This is a genomic window from Streptomyces sp. NPDC042002 (assembly GCF_055588305.1).
The window spans coordinates 84,954-98,571 of record NZ_JBVJCT010000019.1 but is presented as its reverse complement, the minus strand read 5'-3'; the positions used below and the strand labels follow the sequence as shown (position 1 = coordinate 98,571).

16 protein-coding genes and 1 pseudogene are annotated in these 13,618 nt (G+C 66.7%); 2 read left to right on the top strand and 15 right to left on the bottom strand.

Going from position 1 to position 13,618, the window contains the following annotated elements; translation table 11 throughout:
* Positions 1-36: 36 nt before the first annotated feature.
* From ACZ6KY_RS25985 to ACZ6KY_RS25920, 14 genes and pseudogenes are all read right to left on the bottom strand, one after another.
* Positions 37-1,572, bottom strand: coding sequence for a LacI family DNA-binding transcriptional regulator (locus tag ACZ6KY_RS25985; RefSeq protein ID WP_469312690.1), 1,536 nt, complete (start codon positions 1,570-1,572; stop codon positions 37-39).
* Between the two features lie 22 nt (positions 1,573-1,594).
* Positions 1,595-1,960 carry a helix-turn-helix domain-containing protein gene (locus tag ACZ6KY_RS25980; protein ID WP_469312689.1) on the bottom strand — a complete coding sequence of 122 codons (366 nt, stop codon included), beginning with the start codon at positions 1,958-1,960 and terminating at the stop codon, positions 1,595-1,597.
* Positions 1,957-2,979: an AAA family ATPase gene (locus tag ACZ6KY_RS25975; protein ID WP_469312688.1), complete on the bottom strand. Its 1,023-nt coding sequence runs from the start codon at positions 2,977-2,979 to the stop codon at positions 1,957-1,959. Before ACZ6KY_RS25975 ends, ACZ6KY_RS25980 begins: the two co-directional genes overlap by 4 nt.
* Complete coding sequence (locus ACZ6KY_RS25970; RefSeq protein WP_469312687.1) at positions 2,976-3,581, bottom strand: hypothetical protein; 606 nt, start codon at positions 3,579-3,581, stop codon at positions 2,976-2,978. The genes ACZ6KY_RS25975 and ACZ6KY_RS25970 overlap by 4 nt, the downstream gene beginning before the upstream one ends.
* Positions 3,578-4,471 carry a bifunctional DNA primase/polymerase gene (locus tag ACZ6KY_RS25965; protein WP_469312686.1) on the bottom strand — a complete coding sequence of 298 codons (894 nt, stop codon included), beginning with the start codon at positions 4,469-4,471 and terminating at the stop codon, positions 3,578-3,580. Before ACZ6KY_RS25965 ends, ACZ6KY_RS25970 begins: the two co-directional genes overlap by 4 nt.
* A 198-nt stretch (positions 4,472-4,669) precedes the next feature.
* Positions 4,670-5,332 (bottom strand): hypothetical protein, encoded by a 663-nt coding sequence (locus tag ACZ6KY_RS25960; protein WP_469312685.1) that lies wholly within the window; start codon positions 5,330-5,332, stop codon positions 4,670-4,672.
* Between the two features lie 93 nt (positions 5,333-5,425).
* Positions 5,426-5,656, bottom strand: a complete 231-nt coding sequence (locus tag ACZ6KY_RS25955; RefSeq protein ID WP_469312684.1) for a hypothetical protein — start codon at positions 5,654-5,656, stop codon at positions 5,426-5,428.
* A gap of 36 nt (positions 5,657-5,692) precedes the next feature.
* Positions 5,693-5,887: a hypothetical protein gene (locus ACZ6KY_RS25950; RefSeq protein ID WP_469312683.1), complete on the bottom strand. Its 195-nt coding sequence runs from the start codon at positions 5,885-5,887 to the stop codon at positions 5,693-5,695.
* A gap of 20 nt (positions 5,888-5,907) precedes the next feature.
* Entirely contained in the window at positions 5,908-6,162 is a 255-nt protein-coding gene (locus tag ACZ6KY_RS25945; RefSeq protein WP_469312682.1) for a hypothetical protein, read from the bottom strand.
* Positions 6,163-6,302: 140 nt separating this feature from the next.
* The gene (locus tag ACZ6KY_RS25940) at positions 6,303-8,522 is read right to left on the bottom strand and encodes a cell division protein FtsK (protein ID WP_469312681.1); all 2,220 of its coding nucleotides are present in this window, start codon (positions 8,520-8,522) and stop codon (positions 6,303-6,305) included.
* Between the two features lie 95 nt (positions 8,523-8,617).
* Positions 8,618-8,779: a hypothetical protein gene (locus tag ACZ6KY_RS25935; RefSeq protein ID WP_469312680.1), complete on the bottom strand. Its 162-nt coding sequence runs from the start codon at positions 8,777-8,779 to the stop codon at positions 8,618-8,620.
* Between the two features lie 447 nt (positions 8,780-9,226).
* Positions 9,227-10,078, bottom strand: a pseudogene (locus tag ACZ6KY_RS25930) (hypothetical protein); the annotation flags it as partial.
* Positions 10,075-10,371, bottom strand: coding sequence for a hypothetical protein (locus ACZ6KY_RS25925; RefSeq protein WP_469312679.1), 297 nt, complete (start codon positions 10,369-10,371; stop codon positions 10,075-10,077). The gene ACZ6KY_RS25925 and the pseudogene ACZ6KY_RS25930, both read right to left, overlap by 4 nt.
* A 102-nt stretch (positions 10,372-10,473) precedes the next feature.
* Entirely contained in the window at positions 10,474-10,845 is a 372-nt protein-coding gene (locus ACZ6KY_RS25920; protein WP_469312678.1) for a hypothetical protein, read from the bottom strand.
* Positions 10,846-11,204: 359 nt separating this feature from the next.
* On the opposite strand from ACZ6KY_RS25920, the gene ACZ6KY_RS25915 reads away from it, so the two are divergent.
* Positions 11,205-11,993 carry a GntR family transcriptional regulator gene (locus ACZ6KY_RS25915; RefSeq protein WP_469312677.1) on the top strand — a complete coding sequence of 263 codons (789 nt, stop codon included), beginning with the start codon at positions 11,205-11,207 and terminating at the stop codon, positions 11,991-11,993.
* 3 nt (positions 11,994-11,996) lie between these two features.
* Positions 11,997-12,758 carry a glycosyltransferase family 2 protein gene (locus ACZ6KY_RS25910; RefSeq protein ID WP_469312676.1) on the top strand — a complete coding sequence of 254 codons (762 nt, stop codon included), beginning with the start codon at positions 11,997-11,999 and terminating at the stop codon, positions 12,756-12,758.
* On the opposite strand, the gene ACZ6KY_RS25905 is transcribed toward ACZ6KY_RS25910, so the two are convergent.
* On the bottom strand, positions 12,745-13,500 hold the full coding sequence (locus ACZ6KY_RS25905; protein WP_469312675.1) for a GntR family transcriptional regulator: 756 nt from the start codon (positions 13,498-13,500) through the stop codon (positions 12,745-12,747). The genes ACZ6KY_RS25910 and ACZ6KY_RS25905 overlap by 14 nt on opposite strands.
* Positions 13,501-13,618 lie beyond the last annotated feature (118 nt).

Genomic DNA, 13,618 nt, shown 5'->3' with positions numbered 1-13,618 from the left:
TGGGGAGTGGATCATGGTCTCCACTCCCCAGCGGCTCTACTGCCGAGCGCTCAGCAAGACATCGAGTACCGCGACGGGTGACCTCGGGCACATGGCCCGTCGAGCTTCCAACGCCTCCTCCCACAGCTCGGTCAACCCCACCATGAGCCGACTCCTCATCCCTGCCGTGATGTGCTTGTAGCGGGCTTGAACCGAGCCGTCCTCGTGCCCCATACGCTCATCGATGAGGATCGGGCGGGTTCCGAGGTCCTCCATCAACGTGGAATGCGCGTGACGAAGCCCGTGCGGAGTCAGCCCCTTCGCGATGGGTACCCAGCACGCCTCAGCGCGCCCGGAGGAGTTACGCCCGCGAATGGGCACTCCGGACCACGGGGCGGCCGTCACAGGAACCGGACGGGCTTCCTGGGGAGCCTTCTTCGGATACCAGCCGGTCGCGGCCGGCTGGAAGAGCCACGTTGCGAACCCGTTCCGCCGCCAGTGGGCTGCCAACTCCCCCGACTGTCCGAAGCGGACGTAGCCCAGCTCCGCGGCTGCCAACTCCACCTTGACCCGTGTTGCCTCAGGGACGGACTCCGGCCGGTTGAAGACGTTCGAGACTGTCCCCGTCGAGACTCCGGCGTGACGAGCGACGTCGACCAACTTCGGTCCGGGTTGGCGAGTTGCCGGGTTGGCCGCGCCATGCCCACTGAACATGTACGTGAGCCCGTGGCACGCGCACGGCTTGGGGTTGGTCCGTGCGATGTGATCCATGTGTAGCGAGGACAGGAACCGAGGGGAGTCGATCGACCGGTACGAGTCATCCTTGGGCGGGCAGCGGTGCAGCTCCCCAGAGTCCAGCTCGTACAGCTGCCACTCCACCCGCACCTCGTGGGGCCTTACGAACTTGGTTTCCAGGCCGACGAGTTCGCCCCACCGAATGCCCGTGAACCCCTTCGTCACCACTCCTACGAACTCATCGTCTCGACCGGACAACAGCGAGGCCCGTTCACCGATGAGCACGATGCCGAGTGCATCGGTCACTGCCTTCTCCGGACCACGGTTCCGCGAACGCCCTGCGCGCTTGCCTCGTCCGCGCCGCTTCGCTGCCGGGTTGGACGTCCGCAACCCCTCATCCACGGCATCGCCAAGAATGAGGTGCAGCGTGCCGTGCCACGTCTTCACGCTGGAAGCCGCGTAGGGCACTGCTCGCTCTTGCTTCTCCCACACCGCGACGTGCCTCGCCGTGATATCGCCGATGGCCTTGTCCCCGAAGGCCGGAAGAAGGTGTTCTTCGATGTGCCGCTTGTAGTTCTGCATGGTGGAAGCGGCAAGTTCCTGCGCCTCGTACCAACCATTGACGTACTCGGCGAAGGTGACCCGTCCGGCGTCCGGGTCATACGTCGTGTTCTCTTTGGCCGCCTCCTTGGCCTTCTCCCTGACCTTGGCTTCTTGGTCGTTCGCCGCCTTCGCCGCGTCGCGCTTGTTGGTGAAGCGCACCGTCTCACCGTTGGCATCCACGACCGTGCGGAGCTGGGCGGGGCCGATCCAGTATCGAGCCCGGTAGTACCCCGCGCGCTTTTCGCCGTATCCCAATTTCCTTCTCCTTCCTGCAGGTTCACGCAGCAGCGAGTGAGGGTGCGAGCTGGCTCGCCCGGCGCGGGGGCTTTGCCTGCAGACGCGTGGACGGAACGGGCTTCTGCTGGCGGCGGGGGCGAGGAGCAGCCTCCTGCGACTGAAGAGCCTCCGGGCTCCGCAGCGGACGTTCCTCGAAGAAGCGGATGATCTCGTCTACGTGCTCCGCCGTGAAGCGGTAGGCGCCACCGAGCCGCGTGAACGGGATACGCCGCTGCCGTGCCTGCTCCTTCAGCCACCACTCGGAGACTCCGAGAGCCTTGGCGATCTCCGCCGGACGGAAGAGGCACGGCAACTTCGGGCCCGTGACAGTGACTGCGGTGACGCTGTGACTGGTGTGACTCGTCATGCCTGTCCCCCGTTCTCACCGGGGACGACATAGCCCCCGTCCTTGCGGATGAGCTGGACGTCTTTCGCCATGCGCGAGCAGGTCTGCCGTACGAGATCGGACGCGAGCCCGGTCCCTTCGGCGATCTGCTTCGGCTTGGCTCCGGGGTGTTCGCGGACGTAGCGCAGGATCGTCACGCGGCTGTCGCCAATGGTGTGCTCGGCAGCAGGTCCATCGAGGAGCTGCCAGGCGCCGGCCTCCGGATGGAAGCGGAGGGCGTACTCGGCTTCGTCCACATCGCGGCCGGTGACGTGCAGGACGCCGTCCGCCTGGCCGCGCGAGCGCTTGAGTACGAGCGTGGCGTCTGCGGCTCCGGCCAGGCCGTTGGTGCCGGAGACCTCGGCGAGGAAGTCATCCGATGCCGCCTTGCGAACGTGGTGGACGAGGACGACGGCGATGCCGTAGTGATCGGCGATGCGCTTCGCGTGGCCGACGGCCGCATAGTCGGCGTCATACGCCGAGGTTCCGGGAGCCGAGTTGCCGCGCATCTTCGCGAAGACGTCGATCACGACCATGCGTGCATCGGGATTGCGCTCGCACCACTGCGCGATGGCCTCGCTACCGCCCACAGGGAGCGGCGGACATGAGGTCGCCAGCGTCAGTGACGAGGGCGCGCGGTTCCCGGCGAGGAGCTTGCCCATGCGGGTCTGCAGGCGGCGGGCGGTGTCCTCCAGAGCGAGGTAGAGCACCGGGCCGCCTTCGACGGGCACACTGTCCATGGCCGTGCCGCCCGCCGCGACCGAGAGGGCCAGGCCGAGGGAGAGCCAGGACTTACCCACCTTCGGCGGACCGGCAAGGAGGTTGACGCCTTCGGAGATGAGCCCGGGGACTGCCCATTTGGGCTCCGGGAACGTCGTGTTCATCAGCTCGTCGGCGGTCCATGCCGTTCGAATGCGCTGCTGTGCGGGCTGGAGTGCCTGAGGCTCCGGCGTCGGCTGCGCCCAGTGGAGGTGAGGCGGGTTGTACGGGTCGTCGTTCACTTCGCCTCGTCACTTTCGTCGCGGACCTGCGCGGTAATCCACTTCGCTGCACCAGCCAGGGAGGGAAGCCTCGTCTCGGCTCGGCTCCATCGGATTCCGCTGATCCCGTATTCGCCGCTCGGATTCGGCAGCGCCCCTGCCGAGAACTGCTTGCCGCCGCGCGGGCCGATCCCCTGGAAGATCTCGCCGATCACGTCCGCCTCCACCAGGCGACCCGTCGGCTTGCTCCACGTCACGAGAAACTCGCGCGGCCCGTCGTCGAACCACGGCTCCCCCGGCCACACGTACAGGCCAGCAACCTTGTGCGGCGGCTGGCCGAAGCCCGTTGCCTTCGTGGTCGTACCGCGGCTGCTGCCGCTCTCGCCGCTGATGACGTGAACCGTGTGGCAGGACAGGCAGACCACGCGAACGGTCGTGCGGGGATACGAGCCGCTGTGCTCGCAGTCCTCGTTGAGGCAGGAATGTCGTTCGAGCGCCCCTGCGTACGACGCGCGATACGCCTCGTCATCGCGGACGTCGACCATCCACGACGGCCGCGCGCAATCCTTCATGTGCGACAGCTCGTGCCAGCCGAGGTACGTCTCCTGAACGCTGCGCATCATGCTGCCCTCCGTACGACGTTGCGGGGCTTCCTCGCTCCGGCACGGAGGCCGGAAGCGATGGTGCGGCGCGCCTCGATATCCGTCAGGCCGCCACCGACGGCGGCCCGCATGAGCCGCTCCGTCACGTCCGCCTCGGTCAGCTCGCCACCTGCAACGAGCTGACCGAGTGCCACCGAAGCGAGGTAGAGCGAGATGTTGCGCTTGCCTTCACCAGCTCGGGCGACCCGCCGCAGCTCGGCGAAGACGGCAGCGGCCAGGTAGGCATCGGTCTTGCTCTCGTACGCCAGCGAGGCGAGCGTGCGGACCTGCGGCGGCAGCGGGGCCGGCGCGAGTCGCTTCCTCAGCCACTCCGGCAGCAGAGCCGGTGCCGTCTCACAGACGACCGTGTACGGCTTCCCGTCGATCACGCTGCCCGCGCCAACGACGTATCCGCCACACGCCCGGGTGTCGATCTTCCATCCGAGGGTGCCAGCGGTGTTGCGGAGCTCTACCTCGGCGGGCGCCTCGAAGTAGAGGTGCGTGCCGCCGCTCGCCGTACGAACGGAGTACGTGTCGGTGGGGAAGTTCTCGCCGTGCTCCTCGGCGAGCAGCGCCAGGACGTCCGCGCCGTCCTTCACCGCCGAAGGGGTTCCGATGGGCGGGGCGTCCTCGTCGTGCTTGGGAACGTCCAGGTCGACGACGACGAGCCGCGAGGGTCCGGCGACGACGCCCACGTTGAAGGCCCCCACCGCCCAACAACCGGCGACGCGGTCAAGGTCGGTCGTGGCGCGCTGCTCCCACGAACGGATTGCGGGGCGCTTTGCGCCGGGAACGAGCGGGATGACATGCCAACCGCGCTCTACCGCCTCGAAAGCGGCGCGGGGCAGCGGACCAGGGGTGATGTGGTGCATCCTGATGGCACCTCCTGTTTCTTGGATGGGATGGGAGTGACCGGAGCAGCGGGCTTCATTGACCCGTCGGCCGCTGCTCCGGGCGAAATCAGAGATGCTGCGAGGCGCTCCGTGTGCCGTGTTCGGCGTGGATGCGCTCGTGCTGGTGCTGGTCCCCGTGGCTCGATCCGGGGGACGTGGTGACGTGAGACTCGGCCGTCACTGGCTCTCCTCCGAGATGTGGTTCAGACGAGCCGCGAGAAGAAGGAAGTGCATGGCGCTTTCGGCCTCCGCGCCGTACGCGAGAGCGCTGTCCGCCAGCCCAGCCGCGCGCTCGGCGATGCCAGCCGTTGCTGAGTCGCCGTACTCCGCCAGGCCCTCGAAGAACGACAGCTCCCTGAGCTCTGCCGCAGCGCGCTCGCGCTCGATGAGCCGTTCCCTGAGCACGGCGAGCCGCGGGCTGTTCACCCACTGACCGAGCGGCTCGAAAAGGTCAGGGATCCTGCCGGTCGGCACCACGTACAGGCCGTCTCGACGGTCCATCTCGATGTACATCGGGCGCTCGCCTTCTAGCACGGACAGAAGGACCCGGGCGGTCCCGTGCGCGTACGCGAGCGCGGTGTTCTCGTACAGCGCTTTGACGGCCTGGTGCTGCTCGGCATAGAGATCGCCGAGCTTCACCATGGCGTCGTCATGCGGGCTGAGGTAGTCCCGGCGGGGGACCTTCACCGCGCCGCCCACAGGGAGCAGCCGGATCGGGTCAACGTGCCAGTTCGCGACCGTGGCCGCTTGGAGGGCAGTCCAGTACTCACGGGCGGCGGTGCCGAGGGCGCTCACGCTCTCGGCCACGGTCTGGAACCACGCGGTGGTGGGGTTGGGCATGGGGCGTCGTCCTCCGAGTACGCGCGGGCCGGCCTTTCCGGTCCTCTGCGACGGCTCCACCTCATAGGCGAGTTGGAGCCGCGCAGAGGGCCGTCAGGCCTGCGGCAGGCGCTCGGCTGTGATCAGGAGAAGCGCGCGGAGGTCGCTGCCGATGACCGCTGCGAGACGCTTCTCAATCGCCTGCCAGGACTCTTCATCGATGGCCAGCAACGCCGAAATGGCAGTAGCGGCCTGGCCGAGCTCGATGGCGGTCAGTGCGTCTCGGAGTTCGCCCGAGGCCATCAGCGAGATACAGGGTCGGGTGCTGGTGAGCTGATCAGTCATGCGGAGACTCCTCGCTCGTTGTGGGAAGGGGAGAGGTCAGTTCAGAAGGCCGCTGAGTGCGCCCTTGAGCGCGGTCATGACTTGGTCGACGGAGGGGGCCGCGCCGCTCCTGGCGAGGTAGAAGCCGAAGAGAACGGCGACCACGGCGACGACGACGCCCACGGCCTTGAAGCGCACGAGCATCGCGAGCAGCAGGCCGAACAGTGCGAGTGCGGAGATGGAGAAGGCCATGGAGGCGCCTTTCTGCAGGGTCAGCGGGTGCCTTCGTGGCGAAGGCGGGAAACGAGGTTGTAGATGCGGCGGCCTATGCGGAGGCGCTGGCCGTAGCCGTGGCAGCGACGGCACTCACGGCCGCGCTTGAGCCGCCCCGTCCACCGAGACGTGGAGACCTTCGAGCCCCAGCCCTTGCACTTACGGCAGGGGCCGAACGGGCTCGCAGCGCACATTGCGACGTAGCAGAGCGCGACGATCATGAAGACGGGCAGGAACTGAAACCAGGCGGGCATGAAAGGGCCTCTCTGTCCAGGATTCGGGGTGCTCGGAAGAGGTCCGCTAGAAGCTAGTTCGCAGGTGAAAGCCGGTATGGCCCGCTAGCGGGGGTGCTAGACCTAGCGGGGGTGCCCGCTAGGTCTAGCGGCGAGTTGAGCTACGCGGCGTCGGCATTTCCGTTACGGTCCGCAGCCGACTTGAGGAGGTCGGTGCGCTTGATCCCGCGCCGGTTCGCGCCCTTGCCGTCCTCCGTGATGCCCCACACCTGAGTGGTTCGGATGCCGTACGGCTTGATGGCTGCGGCCAGTTGCTCCGCCGTCCACTCGCCGTACGCCTCGGGGCGCAGCTCCGCGAGCCGTGTGAGAACGGCCTCGGACCAGACCTTCGATTCGCCGTTCGGCACGACGGAGAGGAGGTCGGTCAGCAGGTCGTACGAGACGGCCTGCTCGGCTTCGGCCTGCTCGCCGAGCGCGTGCCCGGCGAGAGTGCCCGCACGCTCGCGAAGGGCGCGAGCACGGAGGGCGATACGGTCCGCCTCCACAGCGTTGATGAACGCCGATCGGACGATACGAGCGTCAGCTCCTTCGCCGAGGAAGTAGCAGATGCCCTTGTCTCCCCAGGCGAACATGTTGGCTCGTACGCCGCGCTTGTAGGCGCCGGTGCCAAGCACCATGTCGTTCTCGATCTGGCCCATGACCTTCAAACACCAGCGGGCCGACGCGTTGGCGCTGATGGACGTCGGGATGGCGTCCTTGTCCGGCCGCTGCGTCGCGAGCAAGAGCACGATCCCGGTAGCCGGTCCGCGCTTCACGAGGTCGGTGCAGATCTCCTTGAACTCCGCACCGTGCTTCGGGTGCTCAAAGAGGATCTGGCACTCGTCGACCCCGATCACGATCGGGTGGAGACCAAGAGACCGCCTGCTGGCGAGTTCGGTCGTCACCTTCGACTCCGGGCACAGGTCCCGGGGCAGCGAGCGGATGACCTTTGCTCGCCGACGCAACTCGCCCTGCAGTTCCCGGAAGTCGGCAAGCATGTACTCGATGTCGGCCTCTTCCTCGCCGGCACGGTGCCGGTAGGAAACGCGATCGCCGACCGGGTCAAGGTCGCCGGTCCCCTTCAGGTCGAAGGTGTGCAGCTCGGCACGTACGTCCAGAGCGGCGATCAGCATGAGGAGCCGCAGAAGGAACGTCTTCCCCATTCGCGGAATCGCACCGATCACGCCCGCGATGAACATCATCGTCAGCCCAACCCACCGGCCGCGCTGGTCAGTTCCCCAGTTGACGGGCTGGAAAAGGTCCACGCTCCCGGACTTTTCGAGCGGCCACTCCGCCTTCTTGGTCTGCGACATGTCCTGATCGCCGACCCACAGACGCAGACGGCCCGTGTGCTCGTCGGGCACGGCCTCCGGCCATACGCACCCGAGCGGGCGGCGAAGGCCCGAAGCCAGCTTGTCGCGACGGTCGATCACGTCCGTCACGGTCACGCCGTACGGGAGGTCGCCCTCGGCAAGCCACCCGGGGCCGTCCCGGGTGATCGGGGCAGTGAAGTTGAACCCCGGACCGCCCTTGGACTGCGCCTGATTGATCGCCGGAATCCCGAGGGCTCCGAGAGCACGAAGGACGATGTCACTGGTGAGCTTGGTCACCTTCGGGATTTCCACAGCCCTGTGGACGACCGGAGCGTCAGCGGGCTGTCCGAGCCGCCCCATGGCCAGGGTTACCACTGAACCCACCGTGGCGAGGAGCCAGTTGGGGGCGAGCACGTACAGCGAAAGCGCCGTGGCCAGGCCCACGATCCCGGCACCGATACTGACTACCGTCCGCCAGCGAACCCGCCGGTCACGCTGACGGGACAACTTCAGGTAGCTCTCGATGTCGTCGGTTGAGGCTGCCACCTGACGCAGCGGTTCGCCTTCCCCATCGACGGTCCACTTGATCGTGTCGCCAACGAAGTGAGCGGCACCGCGTGGCGCCTGCAGTACGAGACGCAGTGTGTACCAGGGCGTACGTACCGCGTGGTAGGCCGCTACGTGCCATCCGTACGCGGCCACTCCCTTGCCTACCTTGTTGAACTCGTCCCACGACCGGGTCCACTCGGGGATGACCGCGCGGCGTTTGGCGCCAAACACTCGGTCCAGCAAGCCGGGCCCGGTCGGACCGCCGGGGCGATCAACCTTGATGATGTCGTCCGGATCGCTCGCGCTCTCCGAGCCCGTGTCTTCCGGCTCGGTCGGCGCTCCGGTGCCCAACTTGCTTTTCGTGAAGTCGAGTACGGAGCCGCCAGTGTCGGCGGCGTCCGGCTCGGCTTCGGGGTCCATCTCTTTCTCCAGGCGCTCGAAGAGCTCCTGCTCGTGATCGTCAGAATCCTCGTGTTTCACTGGCACTTCCTTCCGACTGCGGGAGGGAAAGCCGGTGCCCGGCTGCTGCTTTGACGGGTAGGGCCGGGCACCGGTGAAGGAAAATCAGGACGGGCCTACGGGCGTCGCGGCTGCATGACGAGCCGGACGAGTTCGGCATAGAGCGGGTCGCTGGCCTGGCCGAAGAAGCACTGCGCTTCGTCCATCAGGATCACGACGACCGGTGGTGGGGCCTCCGTCTTGGTCTGCTCAACGGGGGTATGGGATTCGTCGGTCACAACGGCGATCCTCTGCGGGAGATTGAGCAACGCCCCTCTTCAGGGCGCTGCGGGACCAGTACTGTCCGGCTCCTCTCTGCCGCTGCCGTTCACCAAGGCGAGTTGGTCAGGGGCGGGGCGAGGACCGTGTTCGGCGCTGAGCTTGGTGAACCGCTCGTGCACGTAGCTCGGGGCTCGGGTGGCGCGCTCTGCTGTCTGCCGGACAGAGAGGCCTTTGACCCACCCCTCTTCGATGGCGGCCTTGGCCTCTTCCGTGCTCAGCTTCTCCGCCTCGTCAGGGCCTGCGGTGGACAGCGGATGAGGGGCAGGGTGTTCAGGTGAACGCTCCCCGGTGTCCACCCCGTGAGCTGGGTCGACGTCGGCGAAGAGCAACCGCGGTTTGGCCTGGCTCCGGATTTCCTCGGTCGCCCGATACATCTGCTCTCGCGTCTGGGAAGCCAGCGCGGAAGCCGCAGCGTCGGGGCGAAACTCGTCCCATGGCGAGGGGAGATCGATCGTGGCGAGGCTCGATGCGTGCCTCCGTGCCGCGAGCTGATCGAGCAGTTTCCGTCGCTGTTCACGGTCCATGCCCACAGACGCGCGGGCGATGGCCTTCGACAAGCGCCGGCCCGTGCGCTTCCCGCGGCCCTTGCCACGCTGCTCAGCGGTCATCTGCGCAAGGCGGGCGGCCAGGTCGACCGCCCGCAGGGTGGCGCGGTCACGCGTGATCTGAGCTGCGTCCCTGTCCCGCTCAACGATCCCGAGGCGGGAGAGAGACCGTTCGCGGAATTCCCTGCCCAGCCTCGAAAGCAGTCCGCGAGATTCGGCGTCGGGCTTGCGGTGCCGAAGCTCGATGCCCATGGCCAGGTGCCAGAGCATCGCGGCCATGATCGGGCCGACGAAGGCTCGTACAGTGCCGCCGATGACGCCCGACTCGGCGTACGCCGGAATGACCTGAACCCCGGTGATCACCCAGACCAGGACGCCCGGCGCACCGGGCGTTCCGTTCGGGCCGTTGAGGTTCTGCCGGGCGAGGAGCGAGTTGGCGAACAGCGCCAACTCGGCGGCCGCGAACATCGCGGCTCGCTCGATGGTGCTGCCCATGTCCAAGTAGTCGGCGGCGAACCGCCAGGACGTGTCAGCGCTGTATGCCGTGCAGCCGATCGCAGCGACTCCGGCAACCCAGACAGCGGGTGTCCCCCGCACGCCGAGTCGCCGCGCTCCGCGCACTGCCTTCCACAGCAGCCACGTTGTAGGGGCCAGTACGGCCAGGAGCAATGTGTTGTCGCTGCTCAGCGAAGCAACGTGCGGGAGGTTCATGCTGCAGTCCGCACCGAGTTCATGCGGGCGGCAATCCGGCGCGTACGCAACGGCGTCACGCAGGCGAGCTGCGCCGCGTACATCGCGTTCAGCAAGTCGATCTCGCCGTTCTGGCCCGACTCCAGCAGCTCCGCGAGCACCTCGCGTGCCACCTGCTCGCGCGCCGCCCGCTCCTCGTAGTCCTCGCCAGGAAGGCCGAGGAACAGATCCCGGAAGTCGTTACCGACCCCGTAGGCAAGCTCCTCGAACTCATCGACGTTCACGGCCTGCTGCTCGCCAACGTAGGTGTCCATTGATCTCTCCATGGTCCTTGGATGGGATGGGAGAGCCGGAGAACGCGGTGGGCTGATTTGACCCGTCGGCCACCGCTTCCGGCTGTTGTACGAGTGCGTCAGTCAGACGCGGTAGCGCTGCGGGCCAGTCGCGAAAAGTGCCACGCGGTAGCCGACTTCGAAGGTCATGTAGGCCCCAAAGGCCGCCATGTACATCAGCACCCAACTTCCGCCCAGCAGGTGGACGGAGTGAGCAGCGACGTAGCCGACGAAGAGGCCGGCCAGGACCACGAGCAGCGCCACAAGGCGGTGCCTGGAGGTCAGCGGCCGAGAGCTGCGACGCACGATCTCCAGGTCCCGCCCGGAGGTCACGCGCATCGCGCCGCCCTGCACGTTCACCACGACGAGCCGGGTGTTCCCGCTGTCGAGGCTGATGACGGTCCCGATCGCGCTGTCACTGCGATCACGGACGGTGTCGCCAACGGCGAGGCGCATCAAGGTCCCCTTTCAGGAGATGGCAAGAGCTGGCCAGAAGGCCTGACCAGCGGTCCTCAAGGGAGACCACTCCAACGACGAGCGGTCATGACCTCCGACGCCGCCAACTGCGGGAAGACGTACGTCGAAGATCAAAAACACTCGTTCGCCGAGTCCACTGTTGAATTCGCAAGGAGCTGACGCTTCCTCCGTACTCACCCCCTCGGGCTTTCCTTCGGGCGCAATAACTCCTAAAGAGAACCTGTCCTCTAGTCCTCTTTAGGAGTTGCCAAGACTATGGACCTCCACACCTCCACTCGTCAAGACCTCTTTAGGAGTCGTATGCTGATCCGTATCGGACGACGGAACGGTGAGCAGAGATGGGCAAGGCATACGAGCGGATCGCGGACGAGCTCCGCAGAGAGATCCGCGCAGGTCAGCTAAAGCCTGGCGACAAGCTGCCTGCCGAGTCCGCCCTCTCCGAACGCTTCGGCAAGAGCCACGTGACAATTCGCGAAGCGCTCCGCGTGTTGCAGACCGAGGGGCTGATCGACAAGCAGCACGGCCGCGGTTCCTTCGTTCGCCGCCCGCGCACACTGGTCCAGCGGACGAACAGCCGGCACCAATGGGAGAAGGACCGCGCGCGCCAGTCCGAGGAGAATCGGCTCCAGACCGGTGCCACCGAGCGCGACACGGGGCTTGGCTTCAATGACCTCGTCTTCCACGCGGCATACCGCGAGATCAAGGCACCGACGGATATCGCGGAGGCGATGGGCGTTCCTGAGGGAACTGCCCTGGTCGAGCGTGTCTACCGGACGCGATACAGCGCCGAGCACGCCCCCTTCAACCTGGTCACGTCCTATCTGGTCCGCGAGCGGGTTGAGAGCAATCCCGATCTCCTGGACGAGACCAAGGAGCCATGGCCCGGCGGTACGTGGAACCAGCTCCACACCGTAGGTATCGAGATCGACCACATCGAGGAGCGGGTGACCGCCCGTCCGCCCACGGCAGAGGAAGCGGAGGAGCTGGACCTACCGCCAGGGACATCGGTCCTGGTGCTCCGCAAGACCTCGTTCGACACCGAAGGCGTCGTTGCCGAGATGTCAGACGTCACGCTGCCCGGCGACCGTACGGAAATGCTCTTCACGACTCACTTGGAAAGGTGGTGAGCCGTGACCCGGCGCATCATCATCGTCACGGCTGTTCACGCCCCTTCGGCTCAGTTCCTGCCGGACGCGTACAAGTCCCTCTGTGGTCAGGAGCTTCCCGAAGGCTGGGAGTGGCATTGGCTGATCCAGGAGGACGGCGCGACGGACGACGTATCTCCGTACGTCCCCGACGACAAGCGGATCACGTTTGGCCAGGGTCGGCGCGGCGGTCCAGGAGTCGCGCGCACCATCGCCCTGGCGAACGCCGACGGCGATTACGTCAAGGTGCTCGATGCTGACGATCAGCTTGCTCCTGGCACTCTGGCGCGCGATCTCGCGGCACTGGAGGCAGACCGGACCATCGCTTGGGCGACGTCGCGCGTACTCGACCTGCTTCCCGACGGGTCGACTGTCGGTTTCCCGGGCGACCCCGATCACGGACCGATTGAGCGCAAGGCCGTACTCGACTACTGGGCAGCGCATGATTTCCGGGCGCAGGTCCACCCGGCAACGCTCTTCATTCGCCGTGATCTGCTCGTCGCCCTCGGCGGGTGGATGGCGCTTCCGGCCTCGGAGGACACCGGCCTACTTCTCGCCTTGAACTCCGTCGCGCGTGGTTGGTTCTCGTCCGAGGTGGGGCTCCTCTACCGAAAGTGGGAGGGCCAGGCCACGGGGCAGGCGGCGCACACCAACGCCACCGAGCGGGATGCCCGCATGGCCGTCGTGGAAGCACGAGCGCGAGCGCTGGACTACTTCCAGTGGAAGTACCCGATCAGCTCGGAGTGATCGGGATCTCGTACTCGACCTGCCGAAGTGCAGCGGGTACGACGATGTCCGCCGTTTCGACCGCGCGCCCGTCGTCGCTGAAGTACGTCCGCTGAATGCGAGTGACCAGCGCGCCGCGCTGAATGCCGAGGAGGTCTGCCTCCTCGGCATTTGCGTGTCCGGGCTCGGGCCGCTCGACCGCGCGGCTGACCGTGATGCCGATCTCCGCCATGCGGCGCACGACGCCCTTCCCTGCGAGCGGCCCGCCTTCGGGCATCACGACGAGCGTGCCGCCCGTGATGCTGTACGGCTCCCAGCTCGTGGCCACGTGGGACGGCTGGCCATCGGCCAGGTACTCGTACGAGGTCCGCACGCAGTAGTCACCCTCGGGGACGCCCAGGCGCTCAGCGATATCCGCAGGCGCTGGCACCATCGCATCGCCGTGAGTCTCCCACGTTGCCTTCTTACCGAGCGCGGCCATGTCCTCACGGAACGAAGACTCGCTCTGCTCACGCTGCTGAGACCGGACCATGAGCAGCCGCGTACGAGGCTGAGCGACATAGGTCCCCGACCCTGCTCGCCCCTCCAACACGCCCTGCTCAATGAGTGCTTCCTGCGCACGCCGGATGACGGCAGCGCTCACTCCGCAGCCCCGCGCGAGCTCCGCACGGGACGGCAATTGATCACCTGGTGACCATTCCTGATCCGCGATGCGCTGTCGAAGTACGTCAGCGATGCGGAGATAAGACGGCTGCTCGCGCATATGGCAAATCTAGCCGACCATCTCTAAGCTAGACGGCTAGGCCATAGCTAGACGTCCAGCTTGCATTTAGACGGCTAGCTCTGCCGAGCGATCCGGTGGCGACGGAGGAACGTCTTGG

What these genes read in the sequence shown, in the direction of transcription:
- ACZ6KY_RS25980 (WP_469312689.1), bottom strand. Translation starts at nt 1,960, where the DNA reads ATGACGAGTCACACCAGTCACAGCGTCACCGCAGTCACTGTCACGGGC.
- ACZ6KY_RS25970 (WP_469312687.1), bottom strand. Translation starts at nt 3,581, where the DNA reads ATGATGCGCAGCGTTCAGGAGACGTACCTCGGCTGGCACGAGCTGTCG.
- ACZ6KY_RS25965 (WP_469312686.1), bottom strand. Translation starts at nt 4,471, where the DNA reads ATGCACCACATCACCCCTGGTCCGCTGCCCCGCGCCGCTTTCGAGGCG.
- ACZ6KY_RS25960 (WP_469312685.1), bottom strand. Translation starts at nt 5,332, where the DNA reads ATGCCCAACCCCACCACCGCGTGGTTCCAGACCGTGGCCGAGAGCGTG.
- ACZ6KY_RS25955 (WP_469312684.1), bottom strand. Translation starts at nt 5,656, where the DNA reads ATGACTGATCAGCTCACCAGCACCCGACCCTGTATCTCGCTGATGGCC.
- ACZ6KY_RS25950 (WP_469312683.1), bottom strand. Translation starts at nt 5,887, where the DNA reads ATGGCCTTCTCCATCTCCGCACTCGCACTGTTCGGCCTGCTGCTCGCG.
- ACZ6KY_RS25945 (WP_469312682.1), bottom strand. Translation starts at nt 6,162, where the DNA reads ATGCCCGCCTGGTTTCAGTTCCTGCCCGTCTTCATGATCGTCGCGCTC.
- ACZ6KY_RS25925 (WP_469312679.1), bottom strand. Translation starts at nt 10,371, where the DNA reads ATGGACACCTACGTTGGCGAGCAGCAGGCCGTGAACGTCGATGAGTTC.
- ACZ6KY_RS25920 (WP_469312678.1), bottom strand. Translation starts at nt 10,845, where the DNA reads ATGCGCCTCGCCGTTGGCGACACCGTCCGTGATCGCAGTGACAGCGCG.
- ACZ6KY_RS25915 (WP_469312677.1), top strand. Translation starts at nt 11,205, where the DNA reads ATGGGCAAGGCATACGAGCGGATCGCGGACGAGCTCCGCAGAGAGATC.
- ACZ6KY_RS25905 (WP_469312675.1), bottom strand. Translation starts at nt 13,500, where the DNA reads ATGCGCGAGCAGCCGTCTTATCTCCGCATCGCTGACGTACTTCGACAG.